The sequence below is a fragment of the Azohydromonas aeria genome, assembly GCF_009760915.1.
GTDB lineage: Bacteria > Pseudomonadota > Gammaproteobacteria > Burkholderiales > Burkholderiaceae_C > Azohydromonas > Azohydromonas aeria.
On record NZ_VIDQ01000002.1, the window covers coordinates 39,148 to 56,792 of the forward strand.

A 17,645-nucleotide genomic window follows, 5' to 3' on the forward strand; every position below is an offset into this window, starting at 1 on the left:
CGCCCATGAACCGAACCAGCCCTGTGGGGATGATGCTGCAGTTTGCATTCGGCCCGGGTTCCACAAGCGTCGGACCATCCGACGCCATGGCCAGCGAGATACCGGTGCCCATGCAGGCGCTGGCCGCCGCGGCCAGGGCGTGGTGGGAGAGCAGTCGGCCCGAGGGCTGGTCGCTGGAGCAGCATTTGGCTGCTCCTACCGCTGGCTGCGATGGCAGTGAAGCGGAGCGTGCACTGGCTGAAGCAGTCGGGCAGTGGATGCGCACCGGCACATGAGCGTGCCGTCTTGCGAACATAGCTGGTTCTCAGGATGGGCACAGCAGCCTTGAACGCGGCTGACCGCCGAACGATCCGCTGACGGGTCCGGCATGTTGGATAAACCTAATCTTTCCATGCACACTGCGGGCGTTCAAATATTGTTGAACAACGAGTTCCTGCAGTTCTCGTCTGGCATCGCATGCCAAGTCGTGCGCGGGAAAGTGAAGAAAACAGCAAGGCCCTATGCAACAGGCCCAAGCCGGTAGACCCCATGGAGCGTGAACAGCGACAAAGGCGGCCTATCCAAAGCCTGGTGAGGACATATCGCTCCAATGGATCAGCACGATGACGGCCTGGAAGCCTTTCTACGCGATCAGGACGCGGACGTCCTTGCATCGGTGCTTCTGGAACTGGCCCAGGACTACGACGTGGTCGCACGACGCCTGTCGCGACTTCGCTTGGCAAATCAACCAGCGTTGGTCGCCTCGCAATTTCGAGAAATCCTGGCGCGCTGGCGTCGGGATGACAAATACCTGAAGTTCCCTGAATCAAGCCACTTCGGCACGGAGTTGGAGATCTGGCTGGAGCAGGTCGAGCGCGAGTTGATGGCCACGGATCCGAGCGCGGTGCTGGAGCTGGCCGAAGCGTTCATCGAGGCCGACGCCGACTTCTTCGAGCGTGTCGACGACTCCTACGGAGACATCGGACGAGCAATGGAAGCAGCCTGCGGGCTCTGGCTGTGCGCGGCATCGCGGTGCAAGACGCCTGCCGGCGGCTGGCTGACCCGGCTCATGGAACTGCTGTCCCAGGACAACTATGGCGGTCGACATGCCCTGTTGCGTGATGCTGGCAAATTGCTCGATCAGAGCGACGTTTCAAGACTAGACGAGCGGTTGTACTGAGCGTCGGGATGATTGCAAACACAACCACTACAATTGTATTTATGTAAACATGGATGCTTTCTCAACTTTGTAGGAAGGGAATTTGGCATAAAGAGATATGACGTACTCGCAGACCGCACTGCACGCTTTTGAAATCAAGCCCCAGGCCCACGCCATCCTGCTCTTCATGCAGTACGCCTTCGCGACGCTGATCGCTACGGACTCCAGCCAGTTCTCAACCAAGTCCGATTGAAGCTCGCCTCGAGACTCCCGCGTGAAGCTGGCCCCAGGCTCAGCGCGAGCACGCTGCCCACTGCATCACAAGTGCGACGCCTGCGCCGAACCGCTCGCGCAGCGCAAAGATCTCCTGCCTGACCTGCGCCAGCGTCAGCTCGCCTGCCAAGGCACGCCGTTCGACGTCGGCCATCGCAGCAGCGTACTCCTGCGGCGGAGCAGGCGCCACGGCGAAGGAAGACACGTTGCTGTTTTTGCAGAGAACCATGGGGTTGTCAGGGTAGGTATGCTCATTCGAGAGCATTCGGAGCCACGGGCATGCCGCGATGCGGTCCGTAGCCGGGGGACAGTCCACCTCTCGCCGCGCTGCGGAAGCGACGGCCCGCGCGCTTCGGGCCATGCTTCCTGTGTGCATGGGCGCCGCCTCGGTTGACGGGCCAAGGCGGCACCAGGCGGCAAGACTACGGATTCAGCCGTGCTGCATGTAGACGACGTGCGTCTCGGTGAATTCGTACAGGCCGTGCTTGCCGTCGGCTCCACCGATGCCGGACTTGCGGCGCCCGGCGTGGAACCCCTGCATCGCCTCGAAGTGCTCGCGGTTGACGTAGGTCTCGCCGAACTGCAGCTCGCGGCATGCCTTCATGGCCGAAGCGAGGTCGCGCGTGAAGATGGACGAGGTCAGGCCGTATTCCGAGTCGTTGGCCAGCGCGATGGCCTCATCGAGATCCTCCACCACCTGCACCGGCAGCACCGGGGCGAAGATTTCCTTGCGCATGATCTCCATGTCGGAGCGGCAGCCCGTGATCACGGTGGGCTCGTAGTGGAAGCCGGTCTCGAGTTGCGCGCGGCGTCCGCCCTGCACCACCTCCGCGCCCTCGGCACGCGCCCGGTCTACCAGGCCCGCGACCTTGTCCAGCCCGGCCTGGCTGACCAGCGGACCCATGTGCACGTTGGGCTCAGCAATCGGGTCACCGTAGGTCGTGCCTGCCATGAGCTGCGTGATGCGGCTGACGAAGTCGTCGGCCACCTTGCGCTGCACGTAGACCCGCTCAGCGCAGTTGCAGACCTGTCCGGTGTTGATCACTCGGGACGCATGGATGGCGCGTGCGGCCAAGTCCAGGTCGGCGTCAGCCATCACGATGGCCGGCGCCTTGCCGCCGAGCTCCAGGTTCACACGCGTCAGATTGCGCGCCGCGGTGGCCATGATGCGGCTGCCGGTCTCGACGCTGCCGGTGAAGGAGACGATGCCCACGTCGCGATGGCCTGCCAGGTGTGAGCCGGCCACTGCGCCAGTGCCGCCCACCAGGTTGAACACGCCCGGCGGTAGGTCCGTCTGCGCGGCCAGTCGCGCGAATTCGAAGGCGTTGATCGGCGTGAGCTCGCTGGGCTTGATGACGATGGTGTTGCCCGTCACCAGCGCCGGCGCCAGCTTGCGGGCAATGAGGAACAGCGGGAAATTCCAGGGCAGGATGCCCGCGGCCACGCCCACCGGCTTGCGCAGCATGAAGATGCTCTCACCGGCACGGTCGCTCTCCAGCACCTCGCCCTCGATGCGCCGTGCCCACTCCGCCATGTAGTCAAGGTAGTCGGCCGTGAAGTCCACCTCGACGCGGGCCAGTGACAGCACCTTGCCCTGCTCGCAGGTCAGCGTGCGGGCCAGCATCTCCTTGTGCTCGCGCAGCCTTGCGGCAATGTCGCGCAGGTGCCGAGCGCGCTGCACCGCGGGCAGCCGTGCCCAGCCGGGCTGGGCCTTGCGCGCGGCTTCCACGGCCTGATCCACCACCCAGGCTGGCGCGTCGGGAGTGTGGGCCAGCAGCTCGTGCGTGGCCGGGTTGCGCACCTCGATGAGCGAGCCGGCCGGGTTGGCCAGGAACTCGCCGTTGATGTAGTTGCGGTACTCGGTGATCATGGTTTTCAACCTTTCACGTGGGGAAGTCTTGTGGGGAGCCATTCAGGCCGCAGGACGCGCGAAGCGCTTGCCCATGTGCTCGGATGCGAAGCCGAAGGCCACGCCGGCAAGCCAGGTGATGGACACCAGCAGCACGGTCTCGTCGGCCTTGGCGCCGGCGCCGAAGAACGAGGCGGCGCCCAGGAACGCGGCCGGCGTGTAGGCCAGCACGGGGATGTCGGCCATGGCCACCAGCACAAAGGCCAGCAGCGCCACCAGGCCGATCAGCCAGGGCAGGCCGCCGCCCAGCGCCGTGACGGCAGCCATGGTCGCGGCCGTGAGCACCACGCCGGCCAGCCCGCCCGCAATCGACTTCAGCGCCCCGGTCGCACCGCCACCGGCCGCGAAGAAGGCCGCCCAGGCCACGAAGCCGATCCAGGGATTGAAGCGCAACTCGGGCCGGCCGATGCTCAGGTAGACCCACAGCGCCACCAGCGCGGCGATGCTCAGGGCCAGGGTGTGCAGCAGTTTCATGTCCAGTCTCCTTGGGTTGTCGGGCTCACTTGGCGAGCTTGAACACCATCACCGTGCCGCCCTGAGGTACCAGCGTCTTGTGCTTGAGCACGGCGTTGAAGGCGCCCTGCATGCGTTCGGCATCCACGCCCCAGCCAGCCTGCACGGCGATGTACTGCTCGCCGTCCACCTCGAAGGACGACGGCACGCCCGTCACGCCTGAGCTGGCCGGGTACTCCCACAGCACCTGGCCGGTGGAAGCGTTGAAGGCGCGGAACATGCGGTCGTTGGTGCCGCCGCCGAACACCAGGTTGCCGCCCGTGGCCAGCAGCGGTCCCCAGTTCATCTCCGGGTACTTGTGGGTCCAGACGTTCTTCTTGGCGCCCACGTTCCAGGCCTGTACCTCGCCCACGTGCTGGCGCGATTCCTCGGTCATGCGCACGTTGGTGAGGATGTTGTCCAGCGACACGCCGATGTAGAGTTCGCCCTTGCGGTAGTTGACCGCCTCTCCCTTGAGCTCGGAGCACAGGTTGTTGTTGGCCGGCACGTAGAGCATGCCGGTCTTGGGGCTGTAGGCTTCCGGGAACCAGTCCTTGCCGCCCCACAGGGACGGGCAGAACGACACCGTCTTGCCCGTGCCGGGGCGCTTGTCCTCGCGGTAGGTCGGCCGGCCCGTGCGCGGGTCGACGGAGGCGAACACGTCCTGCTTCACGTAGGGCCAGGCATCCACGAAGTTGATGCGGTCGCTGGTGCGCTCCAGGTGCCACAGGTAGCCGTTGCGCCCGGCATGCACCAGCGACTTCACCTTCTTGCCGCCGCGCTCCACGTCGATGAGCAGCGGCGCGGACACCTCGTCCCAGTCCCACGCGTCGTTCCAGTGGTACTGGTGGTAGCCCTTGAGCGCGCCGGTGTCGATGTCCAGCGCCAGCGTGGAGTTGGCGTAGAGGTTGTCGCCCTGGCGCGTGTCGGGCATCCAGGGTGCGGCGTTGCCAGTGCCCCAGTAGGACAACTTCGTCTCGGGATCGTAGGTGCCGGTGATCCACACCGAGGCGCCACCGTTCTTGTAGGTCTCGCCGGGCCAGGTGTCGCCGCCGGGCTCGCCCGGCGCCGGCACGGTGTAGGTGCGCCATACCTCCTTGCCGGTCTCGGCGTCCAGCGCCACGATGTAGCCGCGCACGCCGTACTCACCGCCCGAGACGCCCACTACCACCTTGCCGTTGGCCGCCAGCGGCGCCAGTGTCGAGTAGTACCCGGCCCTCCAGTCGCCAATGGGCTGCTTCCACAGCTCCTTGCCGCTGGCCGGGTCGAGCGCGACCACCATCGCGTCGGTGGTCGCGAAATAGAGCTTGTCCTTGTAGAGCGCGACGCCGCGGTTGGTCGGGTGCAGTTGCTGCAGCTCCTCGGGAATGGGCTTCTTGTAGCGCCACAGCTCCCGCCCGGACTTGGCCTCGAAGGCGATGACCTGGTTGTTCGGGGTGGAGATGTACATGTATCCGTTGTTGACGATGGGCGGCGCCTGGTGCCCCTCGCTCATGCCTGTGACGTAGGACCACGCCAGCTTCAGCTTGCCGACGTTGCGGTCGTTGATCTTCTCCAGCGGGCTGTAGCCCCAGCCGGCGTAGTTGCCGCGGTACATGAGCCAGTTGGACGGCTCCGGGTTGACCAGCCGTGCGTCCGTCACCGGCTCGTAGGGCCTGAGCTGGGCCGACGCAACCGTGGGCAGCAGCGCGACCAGGCAGCCGGCAAGCAGGATCTTTGATGTCTTCATGGTGTCTCCTGAAAAGGTTGTTGTTGCATCTACAAGCGGCAGCAGCCCTCGTGCTGCTGCGCAGGGGCAGGCCGCGGGCGTCAGCCCGAGGCCTTGGCGCCTGGAGCGGCGCTGAAAGCTCCGGCCACGGTCAGCAGCCCGCTGTCCACCTTGAGCGGCAGGTTGGGCAGGCTGCGGGTAGCCGGCCCGGCGATCACCTGGCCGAGCCGGGCCGGGTCGAAGCGCGAGAAGTGGCAAAAGCACAGCAGCGCCCTCTCGGCCTCGTTCCATTCGCTGACGTCGCAGCCCTGGTGCGTGCACACCGCCGAGAAGGCCAGCACCCCGTCGGCGGCACGGCTGCGCACGGCGGGGTCGAGCCCGGCGGGGTCGAGCCGCACCAGCAAAACTTTGTTCAGGCGCGAGCCATCGCGCACCACACCGCCGGCGGCGTCGAAGGGGAATACCTGCACGGGCTTGGCTCCCAGCGGAACGTCCGATGGCGCCAGGGGCCGCGGCGCCTCGTCTCCACCGGCGAGCACCAGTCGATCGCCGGCGACCGGCCGCTGCGAGGCAGTCTCATTGGCCCAGGCGGCACCCATACCGGCTGCGCTCAGACCGGCGCCGATGCAGGCACATGCGCCCCGCCGCAAGGCGTCTCGACGCGCCTGGTCGGGCGAGCAGATGCGCACGGGCATCGGGCCGGTGGTGATTCGTCGCTGATTCATGGTCATGTCCTGGGAACTGCGTTGAGGCGACGCCCTTGCGCAAGGCCCATGCCATGTCCGGTCAGCGCTCTTGCACTTGCCAGGCAAGGAATGCTGGGCTTTTCAAATCAACGGGTTGCGTGTGCACCTTCGGGTTTGTGCTAGTGATGCGCGGAAGGTGTACAGGTGATGCGTTGATGGCCTGGCAAGGCCACAGGTGATGCGCTGGCCAGGCGCTAGGGACGGTTGCCGGCTCTGCAGGCTGCGGGCCGATACCGACACGACGGCACCGCGCTCTCGCATACAGTGCGCGGTTGACCATCCGGTCCGGGCTGTGTGGACGGCCCATCGGGACTGGCCCGGCCGTGTTGAGAACTGCGCTTGACGAACTGTCTCGATGGCCCAAATCCGAAGGAGTTGCCGTGTTGAATTCCTCCGAACCGCACGTCGAGCGCGTCCTGCGTGCCGCCAGCGGCGCAGTGCCCGCCAGCGACTCGCCGGACAGCCTGATCCACCGCTCGTGGCACCGCTGCTACCACCAGCATGGGCTCGACCCGGCGGACCGCTTCGACCCATGCGTCGAAAGCGCCGAGCGCGTGCGCGCGTCGCGCGAGCGGCTGGAGGAGTACCTGCAGGTTGCCCGCACGGGCATGGAGCAGCTTTTCAAGCACGTGGTGGACCTGGGCTACGTGCTGCTGCTCACCGACGCCAATGGCATCACCATCGACTACATCGGCAACGACACCTGGGCCCGGGACGCGCAGCGCTTCGGCCTGTACCTGGGCGCCAACTGGCAGGAGCACATTGCCGGCACCAACGGCATCGGCACCTGCATCCAGGAACAGACCGCGCTGACCTGCCACAGCGCCGACCACTTCTATGCCAACAACACCGGGCTGAGCTGCAGCACCACGCCGCTGTTCCACCCCGATGGCGGGCTCATGGGCGTGCTCGACGTGTCGGCGCAGGCACAGACTGACGCAAGGGAGAGCCAGCACCTGGCGCTGCACCTCACGCGCCTGTATGGGCGCATGATTGGCGACGCCACGTTCATGCGCCATTTCCGGGACCGCTGGATCCTGCGCCTGGCCACGAGCTGGGCCCTGGTGGACGTGACCGGCGACATGCTGTTGGCCTTCGATGCAGAGGGCGTGCTCGTGGGCGCCAGCGCCGCTGCCCGCCAATGGCTGCGCGCGCTGCCGCCGCGGCGAGGCACCGATCCCGTCGCGGGGCGCCACCTCACCGAGCTGTTCGACTCCACGATGGATGACATCTGGCGCCTGGCCCGTGCCTCGGACGCGATGGAGCGCTCCTTGCCCTCCCTGGTAGACCAGCGCAGCTACTTCTGCAGCGTGATCGCGCCGCGCGTGCGAGCCGTGCAGGAGAGCGCTTCACGCGATGGCGCTGACGGCGCTGCGGCGCTGCCCGTGGGCGCGGCGTTGCAGCGCCTGGCGGGCGAAGACCGGAAGATGCGCGCGCTGCAGCACCAGGCACAACGCCTGGCCAACCGGCGCATCAACATCCTCATCCAGGGCGAGACCGGCAGCGGCAAGGAGCTGTTCGCCCGCGCGCTGCACGAGTCCAGCTCCCGGCGTGCGAAGCCATTCGTGGCGGTGAACTGCGCCGCCATTCCGGAGTCGCTGATCGAGAGCGAGCTCTTCGGCTACACCGCCGGCACCTTCACGGGAGCACGCAGCCGCGGCATGAAGGGACTGATCCTGCAGGCGCACGGCGGCACGCTGTTCCTCGACGAGATCGGAGACATGCCGCTGCACCTGCAGACCCGGCTGCTGCGCGTGCTCTCCGAGCAGGAGGTGCTGCCACTGGGCGCGGAGCAGCCGGTGCGGGTTGAGCTGACCGTCATTGCGGCTTCGCACCGTGACCTGCGCCAGGCCATCGCCGCCGGCGGCTTCCGCGAGGACCTCTACTACCGGCTGTGCGGCGCCACGCTGCTGCTGCCCGGCCTTCGCGAGCGCCAGGACCTGGACTACCTCATCGACCTGATCCTGGAGGAGGAGGCAAGCGAAGCCGGCGTGCGCGCAGCCCTCTCCGACGAGGCACGGTCGCTGCTGCGCCGGTACCGCTGGCCCGGCAATGTGCGGCAGTTGCGCAACGTGCTGCGCTACGGACTAGCCCTGTGCGACGAGGAAGGCATCCTGAGCGAGCACCTGCCGCCTGAAGTCACGGCAGACGAGGCGATGGCCGTGGTTGCAACAGCGGCACCGGCCGCATCGCTGCTGCTGCCCTGCTCCATGGCAGGGGCTGCAGGCACCGATTTCGTAAAGCGCCTGCCTCCAGAAGCGGAGAGGTTGCACGCGATGCTGCAAGCCTGCCGCTGGAACATCTCGGCCGTGGCGGCAAAGACAGGACAGTGCAGAACGACGATCTACCGTCAGATGAAGCGCTTCGGAATCATTTCACCAATGGACGTGGCCAACGGACTGCGATAGCTACACGACCCTGTCAGCACCTTCACAACGTGAAGTGGATCGTCGTCTTACTTCCAAATTGAAATTGGAATCAGCTGGAACGCTGGAACGCCGCCCCGGTAAGCGGCTTGGGTCAAGCAGAGTTGCCTGCAGGTGCTACCGAGGCGCCTTGAATGCCATGCCGCGCCAGTGCCTCGGCCACGAAGCCTGAAGCTTTCATCTCTTCGACGAAAGCTCCCAGAGCTGCGGCCGCCGCGGCGCCCCTGCTTTTGGGCACGCCCATAGCTTGGCGGATGACCATGAAGCGCCCCGGCAGCAGCCGCAGGCCGCCCAGGCGTGCCGCGTCGGCTTCGAGCTGCTGCTTCACGCCCGCGGCCACGTCGGCCGCCTCGCCCAGCGCCATGAAGGTATCCACCACCGTCGGCGAGGTCGGCGAGCGCTCGATGCGCGCGTGTTGAAGCTCGCGCGTGAGGTACAGGTCGTAGGCGCTGCCCTTGCCGACCACGACCATGTGGCCGTCGCGGTCCACCTCCTCGTTGGCCCGCAGCGCCGAGCCCTCGCGCACGAGATAGCAGCCCTCGATCAGCACATAGGGGCCGGTGAAGGCGATGTCGGCACCGCGCAGCGGATCGATGGCGAAGAAGCCGACGTCCGCCCTCTCCTGCGCCACCACTTCCACCGACTTGCCGGCGGCGTCCACCACGATCAGCTCCAGCTCGACCCCCAGGCGCCGCGCCAGCTCGGTGGCGAGGTCCACGGAGACGCCCTTGGCGGCGCCGGTGGCAGGGTCCGTCCCGGCCAGGATCGGGTTGCCCAGGTTGATGGAAGCGCGCAGCCGGCCGGTGGGAGCGAAAGCGGCGATGAGGTCTTGCGTGATCTGCATGTCCAGGTTCCAGGTTCAAGGTTCAAGCGTGCGCGGCCTGCTGCTCGGCAATGGTCTTCTTCAGAATGGCCGGGATCACGCCGCCGTCGCGCAGCAGCGCCACTTCCAACTGCGTCTCCACCGCGGCGGTGGCGGTGAACGATTCGACGCGGCCGTCGCGGCGCAGCACGCGCACGGGCACGGCGCAGCGCGGCGACAGCGCGTCGGGCTGGGCATCAACCTCGATACGGTCGCCGGGCTGCAGCGCGAGCGACTTCGGGTCAGCGCCCTGCGGCAGGCGCAGCGGCAGGATGCCCATGCCGATCAGGTTGGAACGGTGGATGCGCTCGAAACTCATCGCCAGCACGGTACGGATGCCCAGCAGCCGCTGGCCCTTGGCGGCCCAGTCGCGCGAGGAGCCGGTACCGTAGCGCTCGCCGGCCACCAGCACCACGGATTCGCCCGCGTCGCGGTAGCGCTGCGCCACGTCCCATATCGGCAGAACCTCGCCGCTGGGTACATGCAGCGTGTGCGCCACCGGCATACCGGGTTTCAGCAGGTTCACCAGCGTCTTGCTGTGGAAGGCGGCGCGCAGCATCACTTCCCAGTTGCCGCGGCGCGAGGCAAAGACGTTCAGGTCGTTGCGGTCGTCGCCGCGCTCGACCAGGAAGTCCGCCACCAGGCTGTCGGGCGGGATGGCGCTGGCCGGCGAGATGTGGTCGGTCGTCACGTCGTCGCCCACCACCAGCAGCGGCTGCGCGCTGTAGCGGCCGAGCTGGCTGCCGGCTTCCACCGAGGCGAAGGGCGGACGCCGCAGCGCGGTGGACTTCGCATCCCACGGGAAGCGCTCGCCTTCGGGTGCTTGCAGCGCCTGCCACATCGGGTTGGCCGAAGCGATGGCGAACTCGCGCCTGAAGTCGTCCGCGTCCAGCGCCTGCGCCAGGTGCGCGGCGACTTCCTCGCGCGTGGGCCACAGCTCCTGCAGCGACACCGGCGTGCCGTCGGGCGCGACCTGCACCGGGTCGGCGCTGAGGTCCACCTCGGCATTGCCGGCCAGCGCGAAGGCGATCACCAGCGGCGGCGACATCAGGAAGCCCAGATCCAGGTCCGGGTGGATGCGGCCGGGGAAGTTGCGGTTGCCCGAGGTGGCCGCGACCGGGTGGATGGTGCCCCTGGCGCGCTCGTCGCGGATCACGTCGGGCAGCGGGCCGGGATTGCCGATGCAGGTGGCGCAGCCGAAGCCGACGATGTCGAAGCCCACGGCCGAGAGGTCGTCGATCAGGCCCGCGCGCTCCAGGTAGGCGGCCGCGGCGGGCGATCCGGGCGAGAGCGAGGTTTTCACCCAGTACGGCACGCTCAGGCCGCGTTGACGCGCCTTGCGCGCCAGCAGCCCGGCGGCGATCAGCAGGCCCGGGTCGGAGGTGTTGGTGCAGCTGGTAATGGCAGCCACCGCCACGGGGTGGCGCGGCATGTCGGCATGCGGCGCCGTGGGCTTGAAGCCGCGCGCGGCCAGCACCCGGGCGGCATCCGAATACGCCAGCAGGTCCTGCGGCCGCTGGGGGCCGGCGATGTGCATGGCGACCGTGTCCAGGTCGATCTCGATGCCGCGAGTGAAGTGCGGCCGCGCCTCGGGGTCGAACCACAGCCCTGCGCGCTGCGTGTAGGCCTCGACCAGCGCCAAATGCGCCGCGGAGCGGCCGGTGGCGCGCAGGTAGTCCAGCGTCTTGTCGTCCACCGCGAAAAAGCCGGTGGTGGCGCCGTACTCGGGTGCCATATTGGCAATCACCGAGCGCTCGCCCGCACTGAGCGTGGACACGCCGGGACCAAAGAACTCGACGAACTCCCCCGACACGCCGATGGCGCGCAGCCGCTGCGTTACCGTCAGCGCCAGGTCGGTGGCGAGCACGCCCGGGCGCAGCGCGCCGGTCAGGCGCACACCGATCACGTCCGGGATGCGCAGCATGGTGGGCATGCCGAACATCACCGTCTGCGCCTCCAGCCCGCCCACGCCCCAGCCCAGCACGCCGATGCCGTTGACCATGGGCGTGTGGCTGTCGGTGCCAATCATCACGTCAGGCACGGCCCAGGCCTCGCCGTCGCGCTGCTCGGTGGTCGCGACGGTGGCGAGTTGCTCCAGGTTGATGGTGTGCATGATCCCGGTGCCTGGCGGGTTGATGCGCACGCCACGCAGCGCCTTGGAAGCCCAGCGCAGGAAGCGGTAGCGCTCCTGGTTGCGGCGCAGCTCGTGACCCAGGTTCACCTGCGGCGCGTCGCGGCGGCCGTACACCTCCACTGCCAGCGAATGGTCTACCGACACGTCCACCGGCAGCCCCGGGTTGAGCACCGCCGGATCGACGCCGGCCTCGGCCAGCGCGTCGCGCATGGCGGCGATGTCCACCAGCGCCGGGGTGCTGGTGGTGTCGTGCATCAGCACACGCCCGGGCTGAAACGCGATCTCGGCCTCGCTGCTGCCCGTCTCCAGCCAGCCGAACAGCGCCGCCACTGCGGCCTCGCGCTCGGCGCCATTGGTGTGGCGCAGCACGTTCTCCAGCAGCAGACGCAGCACGGTGGGCAGCTCTTTCAGCTGCTCGCCGAACAGGGCCGGCAGGTCAATGAAGCGCAGCTCGGCACCGTTGACGGCGAGCCGGCCGGCGGCTTGGGACGAAGTGTTGGACATGGAACTGCGAAGGGAAATGTCAGGCCGCCGAAAACACCATGCACACCGGGCTGCCGGTGGCAACCTGCTGCCCGGTGGGCGCAAGGCGGCCAGAGACGGCGTCGACGGCGAAGGTCACGATGCTGTCGCTGTCCTCGTTGAGCGCGTACAGCAAGGAGCCATCGGGCGAGAGCGTGAAGGCGCGCGGCGTGCGCCCGCCCGTCGGCACGGCCTCGATGAAGCTGAGCTGGCCCAAGACCGGGTCGATGCGGAACACGGCGATGCTGTCGTGGCCGCGATTGGAGGCGTAGAGGCGCCGCCCCGATGCGTCGATGGCGATGGCGGCACAGCGGCTGTCGCCGGTGAAGTCAAAGGGCAGCGTGGGCAGCCACTGGAAGGGCGACAGCGCGCCGGTGGCGGCATCGAAGCGGTAGGCCGTCACGGTCGAATCCAGCTCGTTGACGACGTAGGCCCAGGCCCCGTGCGGATGGAAGGCCATGTGGCGCGGCCCGGCGCCCTCGCGCGAGTGCACGAAGGCCGGCTCGCAAGGCATGAGCCGCCCGTTCTCGAAGCGGAAGGACCAGGTGCAGTCGCAACCCTTGTCCGGCACCAGCACGAAGCGTCCCGACGGGTCGAAGGCGTTGAAGTGCGGCTTCACCTGCTTCTGCTCGACGCGGTGCGGGCCGATGGGGCCGTCCACCTTCACCAGCTGGCTCAGCGGCAGCAGCGACCCGTCCTGCGCCAGCGGCAGCACGGCCAGGCTGGCGCCCAGGTGGTTCGTCACCACCAGGTGGCGTTCCTCGGGGTCCAGCGCCAGGTGCACCGGGTTGCGGCCCTCGGTGCCAACCGTGTTGAGGAAGGACAGCCGCCCCGTGGCGCGGTCCACGGCAAAGGCGCTCGCCTCGCTTTGGTCGCCGTGCACGGTGTAGAGCCGCGTACCCTCGCAATTGAGCGTGAGATACGAGGGGTTGACCAGGTCCTTGACAAGCTGCACCAGCGTCAGCGCGCCGTCGGCGCCCACCGCGAAAACGCTGATGCCCTCGCCGCGCGCGTTGCGCTCGCGCGTGGTGCGGCAGCCGACGTAGGCGAACATCGTCATCGCGTCACTCCATGCGGATGTTCTTGGCCTTGATCAGCGCGCTCCAGCGCTTGCCCTCGGCCTCGATGAAGGCGCCGAACTCCTCCGGGCTGCCGCCGCCGACCACGTTGCCCGGGCCGGCGATCTTCTCGCGCAGTGCCGGATCGGCCAGGGCCTGGTTGAAAGCCGCGTTGAGCTTGGCCACCACGGGCTTGGGCGTGCCCTTGGGCGCAATCACGCCCAGCCAGTTCGACACGGTGACCTGCGGGTAGCCCAGCTCGGCCATGGTGGGCACGTCGGGCAGGCTGGGCAGGCGCTTGTCGCTGGTGACGGCCAGGGCCCGGGTCTTGCCGGCCTGGATGGAGGGCAGCGCGGCGTAGGTCTGCTCGAACATCATGTCGATCTCTCCCGACAGCAGCGCGGTGGCGGCCGGGCCGCCGCCCTTGTAGGGCACGCCCAGCAGTTCCAGCCCGGCAGCCTCTTCCATCAGCTCGGCGCTGAGGTGGTGCGCGCCGCCGGTGCCGGCGTTGCCGATGGTCAGCGCCCCCGGCTTGGCCTTGGCCGCGGCCACCACGTCCTTGAAGGTCTTGAAGGGCTTCTCCACGCGCGTGACCAGCACCAGCGGCGCCCGCTCGATCAGCACCACCGGCACGAAGTCCTTCGGGTTGAAGTTGACCTTGGGGAACAGCGTCGGGTTGACCGCCAGCGGGCCCATCGCGCCGATGCCCAGCGTGTAGCCGTCGCCGGCAGCGCGCGAGACGAACTCGTGGCCGATGTTTCCGCTGGCGCCGGGCTTGTTGTCCACGACGATGGTCTGCTTGAGCAGCTGCCCCACGGGCACGCCGAGCTGGCGTGCGCGCAGGTCGTTGTTGCCGCCTGCGGAGAAGGACACGACCAGCGTGACGGGTTTGACGGGGTAGTCCTGCGCGTGGGCGGCCACCGAAGCGGCGCCCAGCAGGCCCAGGACGGCGGCACGGGCCAGGAGGTTTCTGCGTTGCATGCTCATCTTGTGCTACCTGGCTTCAGTTTTCGGGGGTGATGTTGGCGTCCTGGACGATCTTGGCGAAACGCTTGGACTCGTCCTGGATGAAGGCCTTGAAGGGAACCGGCGGCATTGGCGTGACCTCGCCGCCGAGCTCGTTGAGGCGCTTCACGAGATCCGGGTCCTTGAGCACCTGCGCCACGGAGGCGCTGAGCTTGTCGATCACTGGCGCGGGCGTGGCCGCAGGCGCGAACAGGCCGAACCAGTTCTCCAGCGCATAACCCTCCAGGCCCTTGGTCTCGGCCAGCGCCGGCACGTCCGGCGCCAGCGGCGAGCGCTTGGGCGAGGTCATGGCAATGGCGCGCACGCGACCGTCCTTCATGAAGGGCTTGGCACCGGCCAGGCTCACGAAGGTCATGTCCACGCTGCCGCCGGCCGTGTCGGTGAGCTGGTTCGAGGCGCCGCGGTAGGGCACGTGCGTGAGCGCCTGGCCGGAGAGCTTCTCCAGCAGCTCGCCCGCGAGGTGCTGCGGGTTGCCGATGCCGCTGGTGCCGTAGCTCATGCCCGGATGGGCCTTGGCGTAGGCCAGAAGCTCGGCCGTGCTCTTGATCGGCAGCGCCGGGTTCACCACCAGCACGTTGGGCACCTTCACCACCAGGCTCACCGGCGCCAGGTCCTTCTCCGGCACGTACTGCATCTTCGCCTTGTGCACGTGCGGATTGATCGCCGTCTCGCCGGCCGTGGCCATCAGCAGCGTGTAGCCGTCGGCGGGCGCACGCACCGCGGCAACCGCGCCGATCATGCCGCTGCCGCCGGCCTTGTTCTCGACGTTGACGACCTGGCCCAGCACCGGGCGCAGCTTCTCGGCCAGCAGCCGCGCCATCACGTCCACGCCGCCGCCGGGCGAGAAGGGAACGATGATGGTGATCGGCTTGGCGGGGTAAGCGGCCTGCGCCAGCGCGGTGGCGGGTGCCAACAACGCGGCGCCCAGGGCGCACGCGGTGAGGCCGATGAGGCGGCGCTTGGTCTGCATGTCGGTGTCTCCTGTCGTGCCCGGCCGCGGGCCGGTTGTTCGGTGTGGAGGCAGATGCTAGGGAGGCGGAACGGGGCTGAAAAACGGTCTTTTGCCAACACAGCGTTCTCCGTTTGAGAACGCTTGCCGCTTTTCCAGGCAGATCAGGGCAGCGTGCCGGCCGCCTGCTGCAGGTGATCGATGAGCGCGCGCGTGATGTGGCTGAGCTCGTCCAGGTCGCGCACGACGATGGACATCTCTCGCGCCGCCCAGTGCTCCTGCAATTCCACGGCGCGCAGGCGGCCGGCCGCCACGGGCGCCGCCAGCACGCCCGCGGGCAGCAGCGTGATGCCCAGCCGCGTCTCGGCCAGGCGGCACATCGCCTCGAAGCTGCTGGCCTGCACTCGCTGCTGCAGCGTGCCGCCGCAGGCCTGCGCGCCCTGCTGCATCAGCATCGACAGCGAGCTTTCGGCATGCGGGCCGACAAAGGGGTATTTCAGGGCTTCCTCGAAACGCACCGCCTTGCGCCGCGCCAGGGGGTGGCCCTTGGGCACGCCCAGCATGAGCCGGTCGCTGCGGTAGGGCAGCGCGGCCAGGCCCGCCAGCGCCACGGGGCTCGCGACCAGCCCCAGGTCGGCGCTGCCGTCGGCCACCGCGCGCGCGATGGCCTTGCCGGTGCGCTCCTCCAGCGACACTTGCACGTCCGGATATCGCGTGAGGAAGCTCTCCAGCTCCGCGGGCAGGAATTGCGTCAGCGCGGAGGCCACGGCATGCAGCCGCACGTGGCCCTTGAGGCCGCCGGCGTACCGGCCGAGCTCCTCGTCCATGCGCTGCACCAGCTGCAGCATCTGCCGCGCGTGGTGCAACAGCGATTGCCCCGCCGGCGTGAGCCGCACGCCGCGCGGCTGGCGCACCAGCAGCGGCGTGCCTGCCAGCGCCTCCAGCTCGACGATGCGCTTGCTCACCGCTGACACCGCCAGGTGCTTGCGCTCTGCGGCGCGCGTGAGGTTGCCGCACTCGGCCACGGCAACGAAAAGATCCAGACTGGTGAGATCGTGACGCATGGCGCATTTTGTACCAAGTCATTCCATGCTCCATGCAAGCCTCGATGCCGCCATCTCGCACCCCTTGCTGAAAAAGGCCTGCCGCTCAGTAATCTCAAAGATGCGGCATGAGTTACGGGCAAACCCTGATCTTTGTACTAATGCATTCCTTAGTACATTGCGCGTCATGTCGCACCGGAACCCGGCCGGTGCCCTCTTCAGATCAAATTCGGAGACCGTCCATGCCGCAACCGTCCCTCCCCGGCGCCTTCACGCGCCTGCGCCGCGCCCTGCTCGCGCTGGGCGCCGCGCTGCTCGCGGGTGCCACGCTGCAGGCCCAGGCCCAATCGCAGCCGGCCTGGCCGGTGAAGCCGGTGACGATCGTGGTGGCCTTCTCGCCCGGCGGTCCCAACGACGTGATGGCGCGCATCCTTGCGGCCAAGCTCAGCGCCAACCTGGGCCAGCAGTTCATCGTCGAGAACAAGGTCGGTGCCGGCGGCACCATCGGCACGGCGCAAGTGGCCAAGGCAGCGGCCGACGGCTACACGCTGCTGTTCAACAGCGCGCCCTTCGTCACCGCGCCGGCGCTCTACGGCAACCGGCTGAGCTACGACACGCTGCGCGACTTCACCGGCGTGACCAAGGTGGCGGAGTCGCCGCTGGCGCTGATGACGGCCACGGCCTCGCCGCACAAGACGCTCAAGGGCTTGATCGCCACGGCCAAGATGCAGCCGGGCAAGCTCAACTTCGGCAGTGGCGGCGTGGCCAGCACATCGCACCTGGCCATGGCGCTGCTGGGCGTGACCGCCGGCGTCGAGCTGCAGCACGTGCCCTACAAGGGCGGCGGCCAGTCGATCACCGCGCTCATGGGCGGCGAGATCGACGTGCTGCTGGACAGCATCACCGCAGGCGGCTCGTTCCTCTCCGCTGGCCGGCTGCGCGCCCTGGCCGTCACCGGCACCAAGCGAGCGGCCAAGGCGCCCGACGTGCCGACTTTTGCCGAGGCCGGGCTGCCGGAATTCCAGATGGTGCACTGGGTGGGCCTGTCGGCGCCGGCGAAGACACCCGCGCCGGTGCTCGACAAGCTGCAGGCCGAGGTCGCCAGGGCCATGGCCGCCGATGACGTGAAGGCCCGCTTCGCCGAGCTCGGCGCCGAGCCCACGGTGACGTCGCGCCAGCAGTTCGACGCGTTCATCAAGACCGAAGTGGAGCGCTGGACGCGGGTGATTCGCGAGGCGCGCATCCAGCCGGAGTGAAGTAGTTTCCACGTCTTTTTCATGGTATTTCATTACTTCTTAAGTCCAATCGAATGTTGAAGCCCGACTGACCGGACAGCACCGGTCAGTTGCGGCCCGGCAC

General features: G+C 68.0%; 16 protein-coding genes. 5 read left to right on the forward strand and 11 right to left on the reverse strand.

Going from position 1 to position 17,645, the window contains the following annotated elements; genetic code table 11:
* Nucleotides 1–5 precede the first annotated feature (5 nt).
* The 3 genes from FJ694_RS01985 (at nt 6) to FJ694_RS37545 (ending at nt 1,391) form a co-directional block, all read left to right on the forward strand.
* A complete protein-coding gene (locus FJ694_RS01985; protein WP_157263939.1) occupies nt 6–275 on the forward strand; it encodes a hypothetical protein in 270 nt (89 codons plus the stop codon).
* Between the two features lie 314 nt (nt 276–589).
* A complete protein-coding gene (locus FJ694_RS01990) occupies nt 590–1,159 on the forward strand; it encodes a DUF6880 family protein (RefSeq protein WP_157263941.1) in 570 nt (189 codons plus the stop codon).
* Between the two features lie 97 nt (nt 1,160–1,256).
* Nucleotides 1,257–1,391 (forward strand): hypothetical protein, encoded by a 135-nt coding sequence (locus FJ694_RS37545; RefSeq protein WP_259373141.1) that lies wholly within the window; start codon nt 1,257–1,259, stop codon nt 1,389–1,391.
* Nucleotides 1,392–1,430: 39 nt separating this feature from the next.
* Here FJ694_RS37545 and FJ694_RS37550 read toward each other — a convergent pair whose 3' ends face one another.
* The 5 genes from FJ694_RS37550 to FJ694_RS02010 all read right to left on the reverse strand — a co-directional run bounded on the left by FJ694_RS37550 (nt 1,431) and on the right by FJ694_RS02010 (nt 6,245).
* The gene (locus tag FJ694_RS37550; protein WP_259373142.1) at nt 1,431–1,565 is read right to left on the reverse strand and encodes a hypothetical protein; all 135 of its coding nucleotides are present in this window, start codon (nt 1,563–1,565) and stop codon (nt 1,431–1,433) included.
* A 276-nt stretch (nt 1,566–1,841) separates the two neighbouring features.
* Nucleotides 1,842–3,281 (reverse strand): aldehyde dehydrogenase, encoded by a 1,440-nt coding sequence (aldA, locus tag FJ694_RS01995; protein WP_198320685.1) that lies wholly within the window; start codon nt 3,279–3,281, stop codon nt 1,842–1,844.
* 42 nt (nt 3,282–3,323) lie between these two features.
* Entirely contained in the window at nt 3,324–3,794 is a 471-nt protein-coding gene (locus FJ694_RS02000; RefSeq protein WP_157263943.1) for a DUF1097 domain-containing protein, read from the reverse strand.
* Nucleotides 3,795–3,819: 25 nt separating this feature from the next.
* On the reverse strand, nt 3,820–5,541 hold the full coding sequence (locus FJ694_RS02005) for a methanol/ethanol family PQQ-dependent dehydrogenase (RefSeq protein ID WP_157263945.1): 1,722 nt from the start codon (nt 5,539–5,541) through the stop codon (nt 3,820–3,822).
* Nucleotides 5,542–5,621: 80 nt separating this feature from the next.
* Nucleotides 5,622–6,245 (reverse strand): QcrA and Rieske domain-containing protein, encoded by a 624-nt coding sequence (locus tag FJ694_RS02010; RefSeq protein ID WP_198320686.1) that lies wholly within the window; start codon nt 6,243–6,245, stop codon nt 5,622–5,624.
* A gap of 401 nt (nt 6,246–6,646) precedes the next feature.
* Between FJ694_RS02010 and FJ694_RS02015 the strand changes: the two genes are divergently transcribed.
* Nucleotides 6,647–8,674 carry a sigma-54-dependent Fis family transcriptional regulator gene (locus FJ694_RS02015; RefSeq protein ID WP_157263947.1) on the forward strand — a complete coding sequence of 676 codons (2,028 nt, stop codon included), beginning with the start codon at nt 6,647–6,649 and terminating at the stop codon, nt 8,672–8,674.
* Between the two features lie 112 nt (nt 8,675–8,786).
* On the opposite strand, the gene FJ694_RS02020 is transcribed toward FJ694_RS02015, so the two are convergent.
* From FJ694_RS02020 to FJ694_RS02045, 6 genes are all read right to left on the reverse strand, one after another.
* Complete coding sequence (locus FJ694_RS02020) at nt 8,787–9,536, reverse strand: ABC transporter substrate-binding protein (RefSeq protein WP_157263949.1); 750 nt, start codon at nt 9,534–9,536, stop codon at nt 8,787–8,789.
* Between the two features lie 22 nt (nt 9,537–9,558).
* Nucleotides 9,559–12,192 carry an aconitate hydratase AcnA gene (gene acnA / locus FJ694_RS02025; RefSeq protein WP_157263951.1) on the reverse strand — a complete coding sequence of 878 codons (2,634 nt, stop codon included), beginning with the start codon at nt 12,190–12,192 and terminating at the stop codon, nt 9,559–9,561.
* A gap of 19 nt (nt 12,193–12,211) precedes the next feature.
* A complete protein-coding gene (locus FJ694_RS02030; RefSeq protein ID WP_310735026.1) occupies nt 12,212–13,270 on the reverse strand; it encodes a lactonase family protein in 1,059 nt (352 codons plus the stop codon).
* A gap of 4 nt (nt 13,271–13,274) precedes the next feature.
* A complete protein-coding gene (locus tag FJ694_RS02035; RefSeq protein ID WP_157263953.1) occupies nt 13,275–14,255 on the reverse strand; it encodes a Bug family tripartite tricarboxylate transporter substrate binding protein in 981 nt (326 codons plus the stop codon).
* Between the two features lie 16 nt (nt 14,256–14,271).
* On the reverse strand, nt 14,272–15,264 hold the full coding sequence (locus tag FJ694_RS02040) for a Bug family tripartite tricarboxylate transporter substrate binding protein (RefSeq protein ID WP_157263955.1): 993 nt from the start codon (nt 15,262–15,264) through the stop codon (nt 14,272–14,274).
* 143 nt (nt 15,265–15,407) lie between these two features.
* A complete protein-coding gene (locus FJ694_RS02045; protein WP_157263957.1) occupies nt 15,408–16,307 on the reverse strand; it encodes a LysR family transcriptional regulator in 900 nt (299 codons plus the stop codon).
* A gap of 221 nt (nt 16,308–16,528) precedes the next feature.
* On the opposite strand from FJ694_RS02045, the gene FJ694_RS02050 reads away from it, so the two are divergent.
* A complete protein-coding gene (locus FJ694_RS02050; RefSeq protein ID WP_157263959.1) occupies nt 16,529–17,542 on the forward strand; it encodes a tripartite tricarboxylate transporter substrate binding protein in 1,014 nt (337 codons plus the stop codon).
* Nucleotides 17,543–17,645: the final 103 nt, after the last annotated feature.

Excerpts from the sequence above, each read along its gene's own strand:
- FJ694_RS02035 (WP_157263953.1), bottom strand. The coding sequence starts at position 14,255 with ATGAGCATGCAACGCAGAAACCTCCTGGCCCGTGCCGCCGTCCTGGGC.
- FJ694_RS02000 (WP_157263943.1), bottom strand. The coding sequence starts at position 3,794 with ATGAAACTGCTGCACACCCTGGCCCTGAGCATCGCCGCGCTGGTGGCG.
- FJ694_RS01990 (WP_157263941.1), top strand. The coding sequence starts at position 590 with ATGGATCAGCACGATGACGGCCTGGAAGCCTTTCTACGCGATCAGGAC.
- FJ694_RS02040 (WP_157263955.1), bottom strand. The coding sequence starts at position 15,264 with ATGCAGACCAAGCGCCGCCTCATCGGCCTCACCGCGTGCGCCCTGGGC.
- FJ694_RS02020 (WP_157263949.1), bottom strand. The coding sequence starts at position 9,536 with ATGCAGATCACGCAAGACCTCATCGCCGCTTTCGCTCCCACCGGCCGG.
- acnA (WP_157263951.1), bottom strand. The coding sequence starts at position 12,192 with ATGTCCAACACTTCGTCCCAAGCCGCCGGCCGGCTCGCCGTCAACGGT.
- FJ694_RS37545 (WP_259373141.1), top strand. The coding sequence starts at position 1,257 with ATGACGTACTCGCAGACCGCACTGCACGCTTTTGAAATCAAGCCCCAG.
- aldA (WP_198320685.1), bottom strand. The coding sequence starts at position 3,281 with ATGATCACCGAGTACCGCAACTACATCAACGGCGAGTTCCTGGCCAAC.
- FJ694_RS01985 (WP_157263939.1), top strand. The coding sequence starts at position 6 with ATGAACCGAACCAGCCCTGTGGGGATGATGCTGCAGTTTGCATTCGGC.
- FJ694_RS37550 (WP_259373142.1), bottom strand. The coding sequence starts at position 1,565 with ATGGCCGACGTCGAACGGCGTGCCTTGGCAGGCGAGCTGACGCTGGCG.
- FJ694_RS02005 (WP_157263945.1), bottom strand. The coding sequence starts at position 5,541 with ATGAAGACATCAAAGATCCTGCTTGCCGGCTGCCTGGTCGCGCTGCTG.
- FJ694_RS02010 (WP_198320686.1), bottom strand. The coding sequence starts at position 6,245 with ATGAATCAGCGACGAATCACCACCGGCCCGATGCCCGTGCGCATCTGC.
- FJ694_RS02030 (WP_310735026.1), bottom strand. The coding sequence starts at position 13,270 with ATGACGATGTTCGCCTACGTCGGCTGCCGCACCACGCGCGAGCGCAAC.
- FJ694_RS02045 (WP_157263957.1), bottom strand. The coding sequence starts at position 16,307 with ATGCGTCACGATCTCACCAGTCTGGATCTTTTCGTTGCCGTGGCCGAG.
- FJ694_RS02050 (WP_157263959.1), top strand. The coding sequence starts at position 16,529 with ATGCCGCAACCGTCCCTCCCCGGCGCCTTCACGCGCCTGCGCCGCGCC.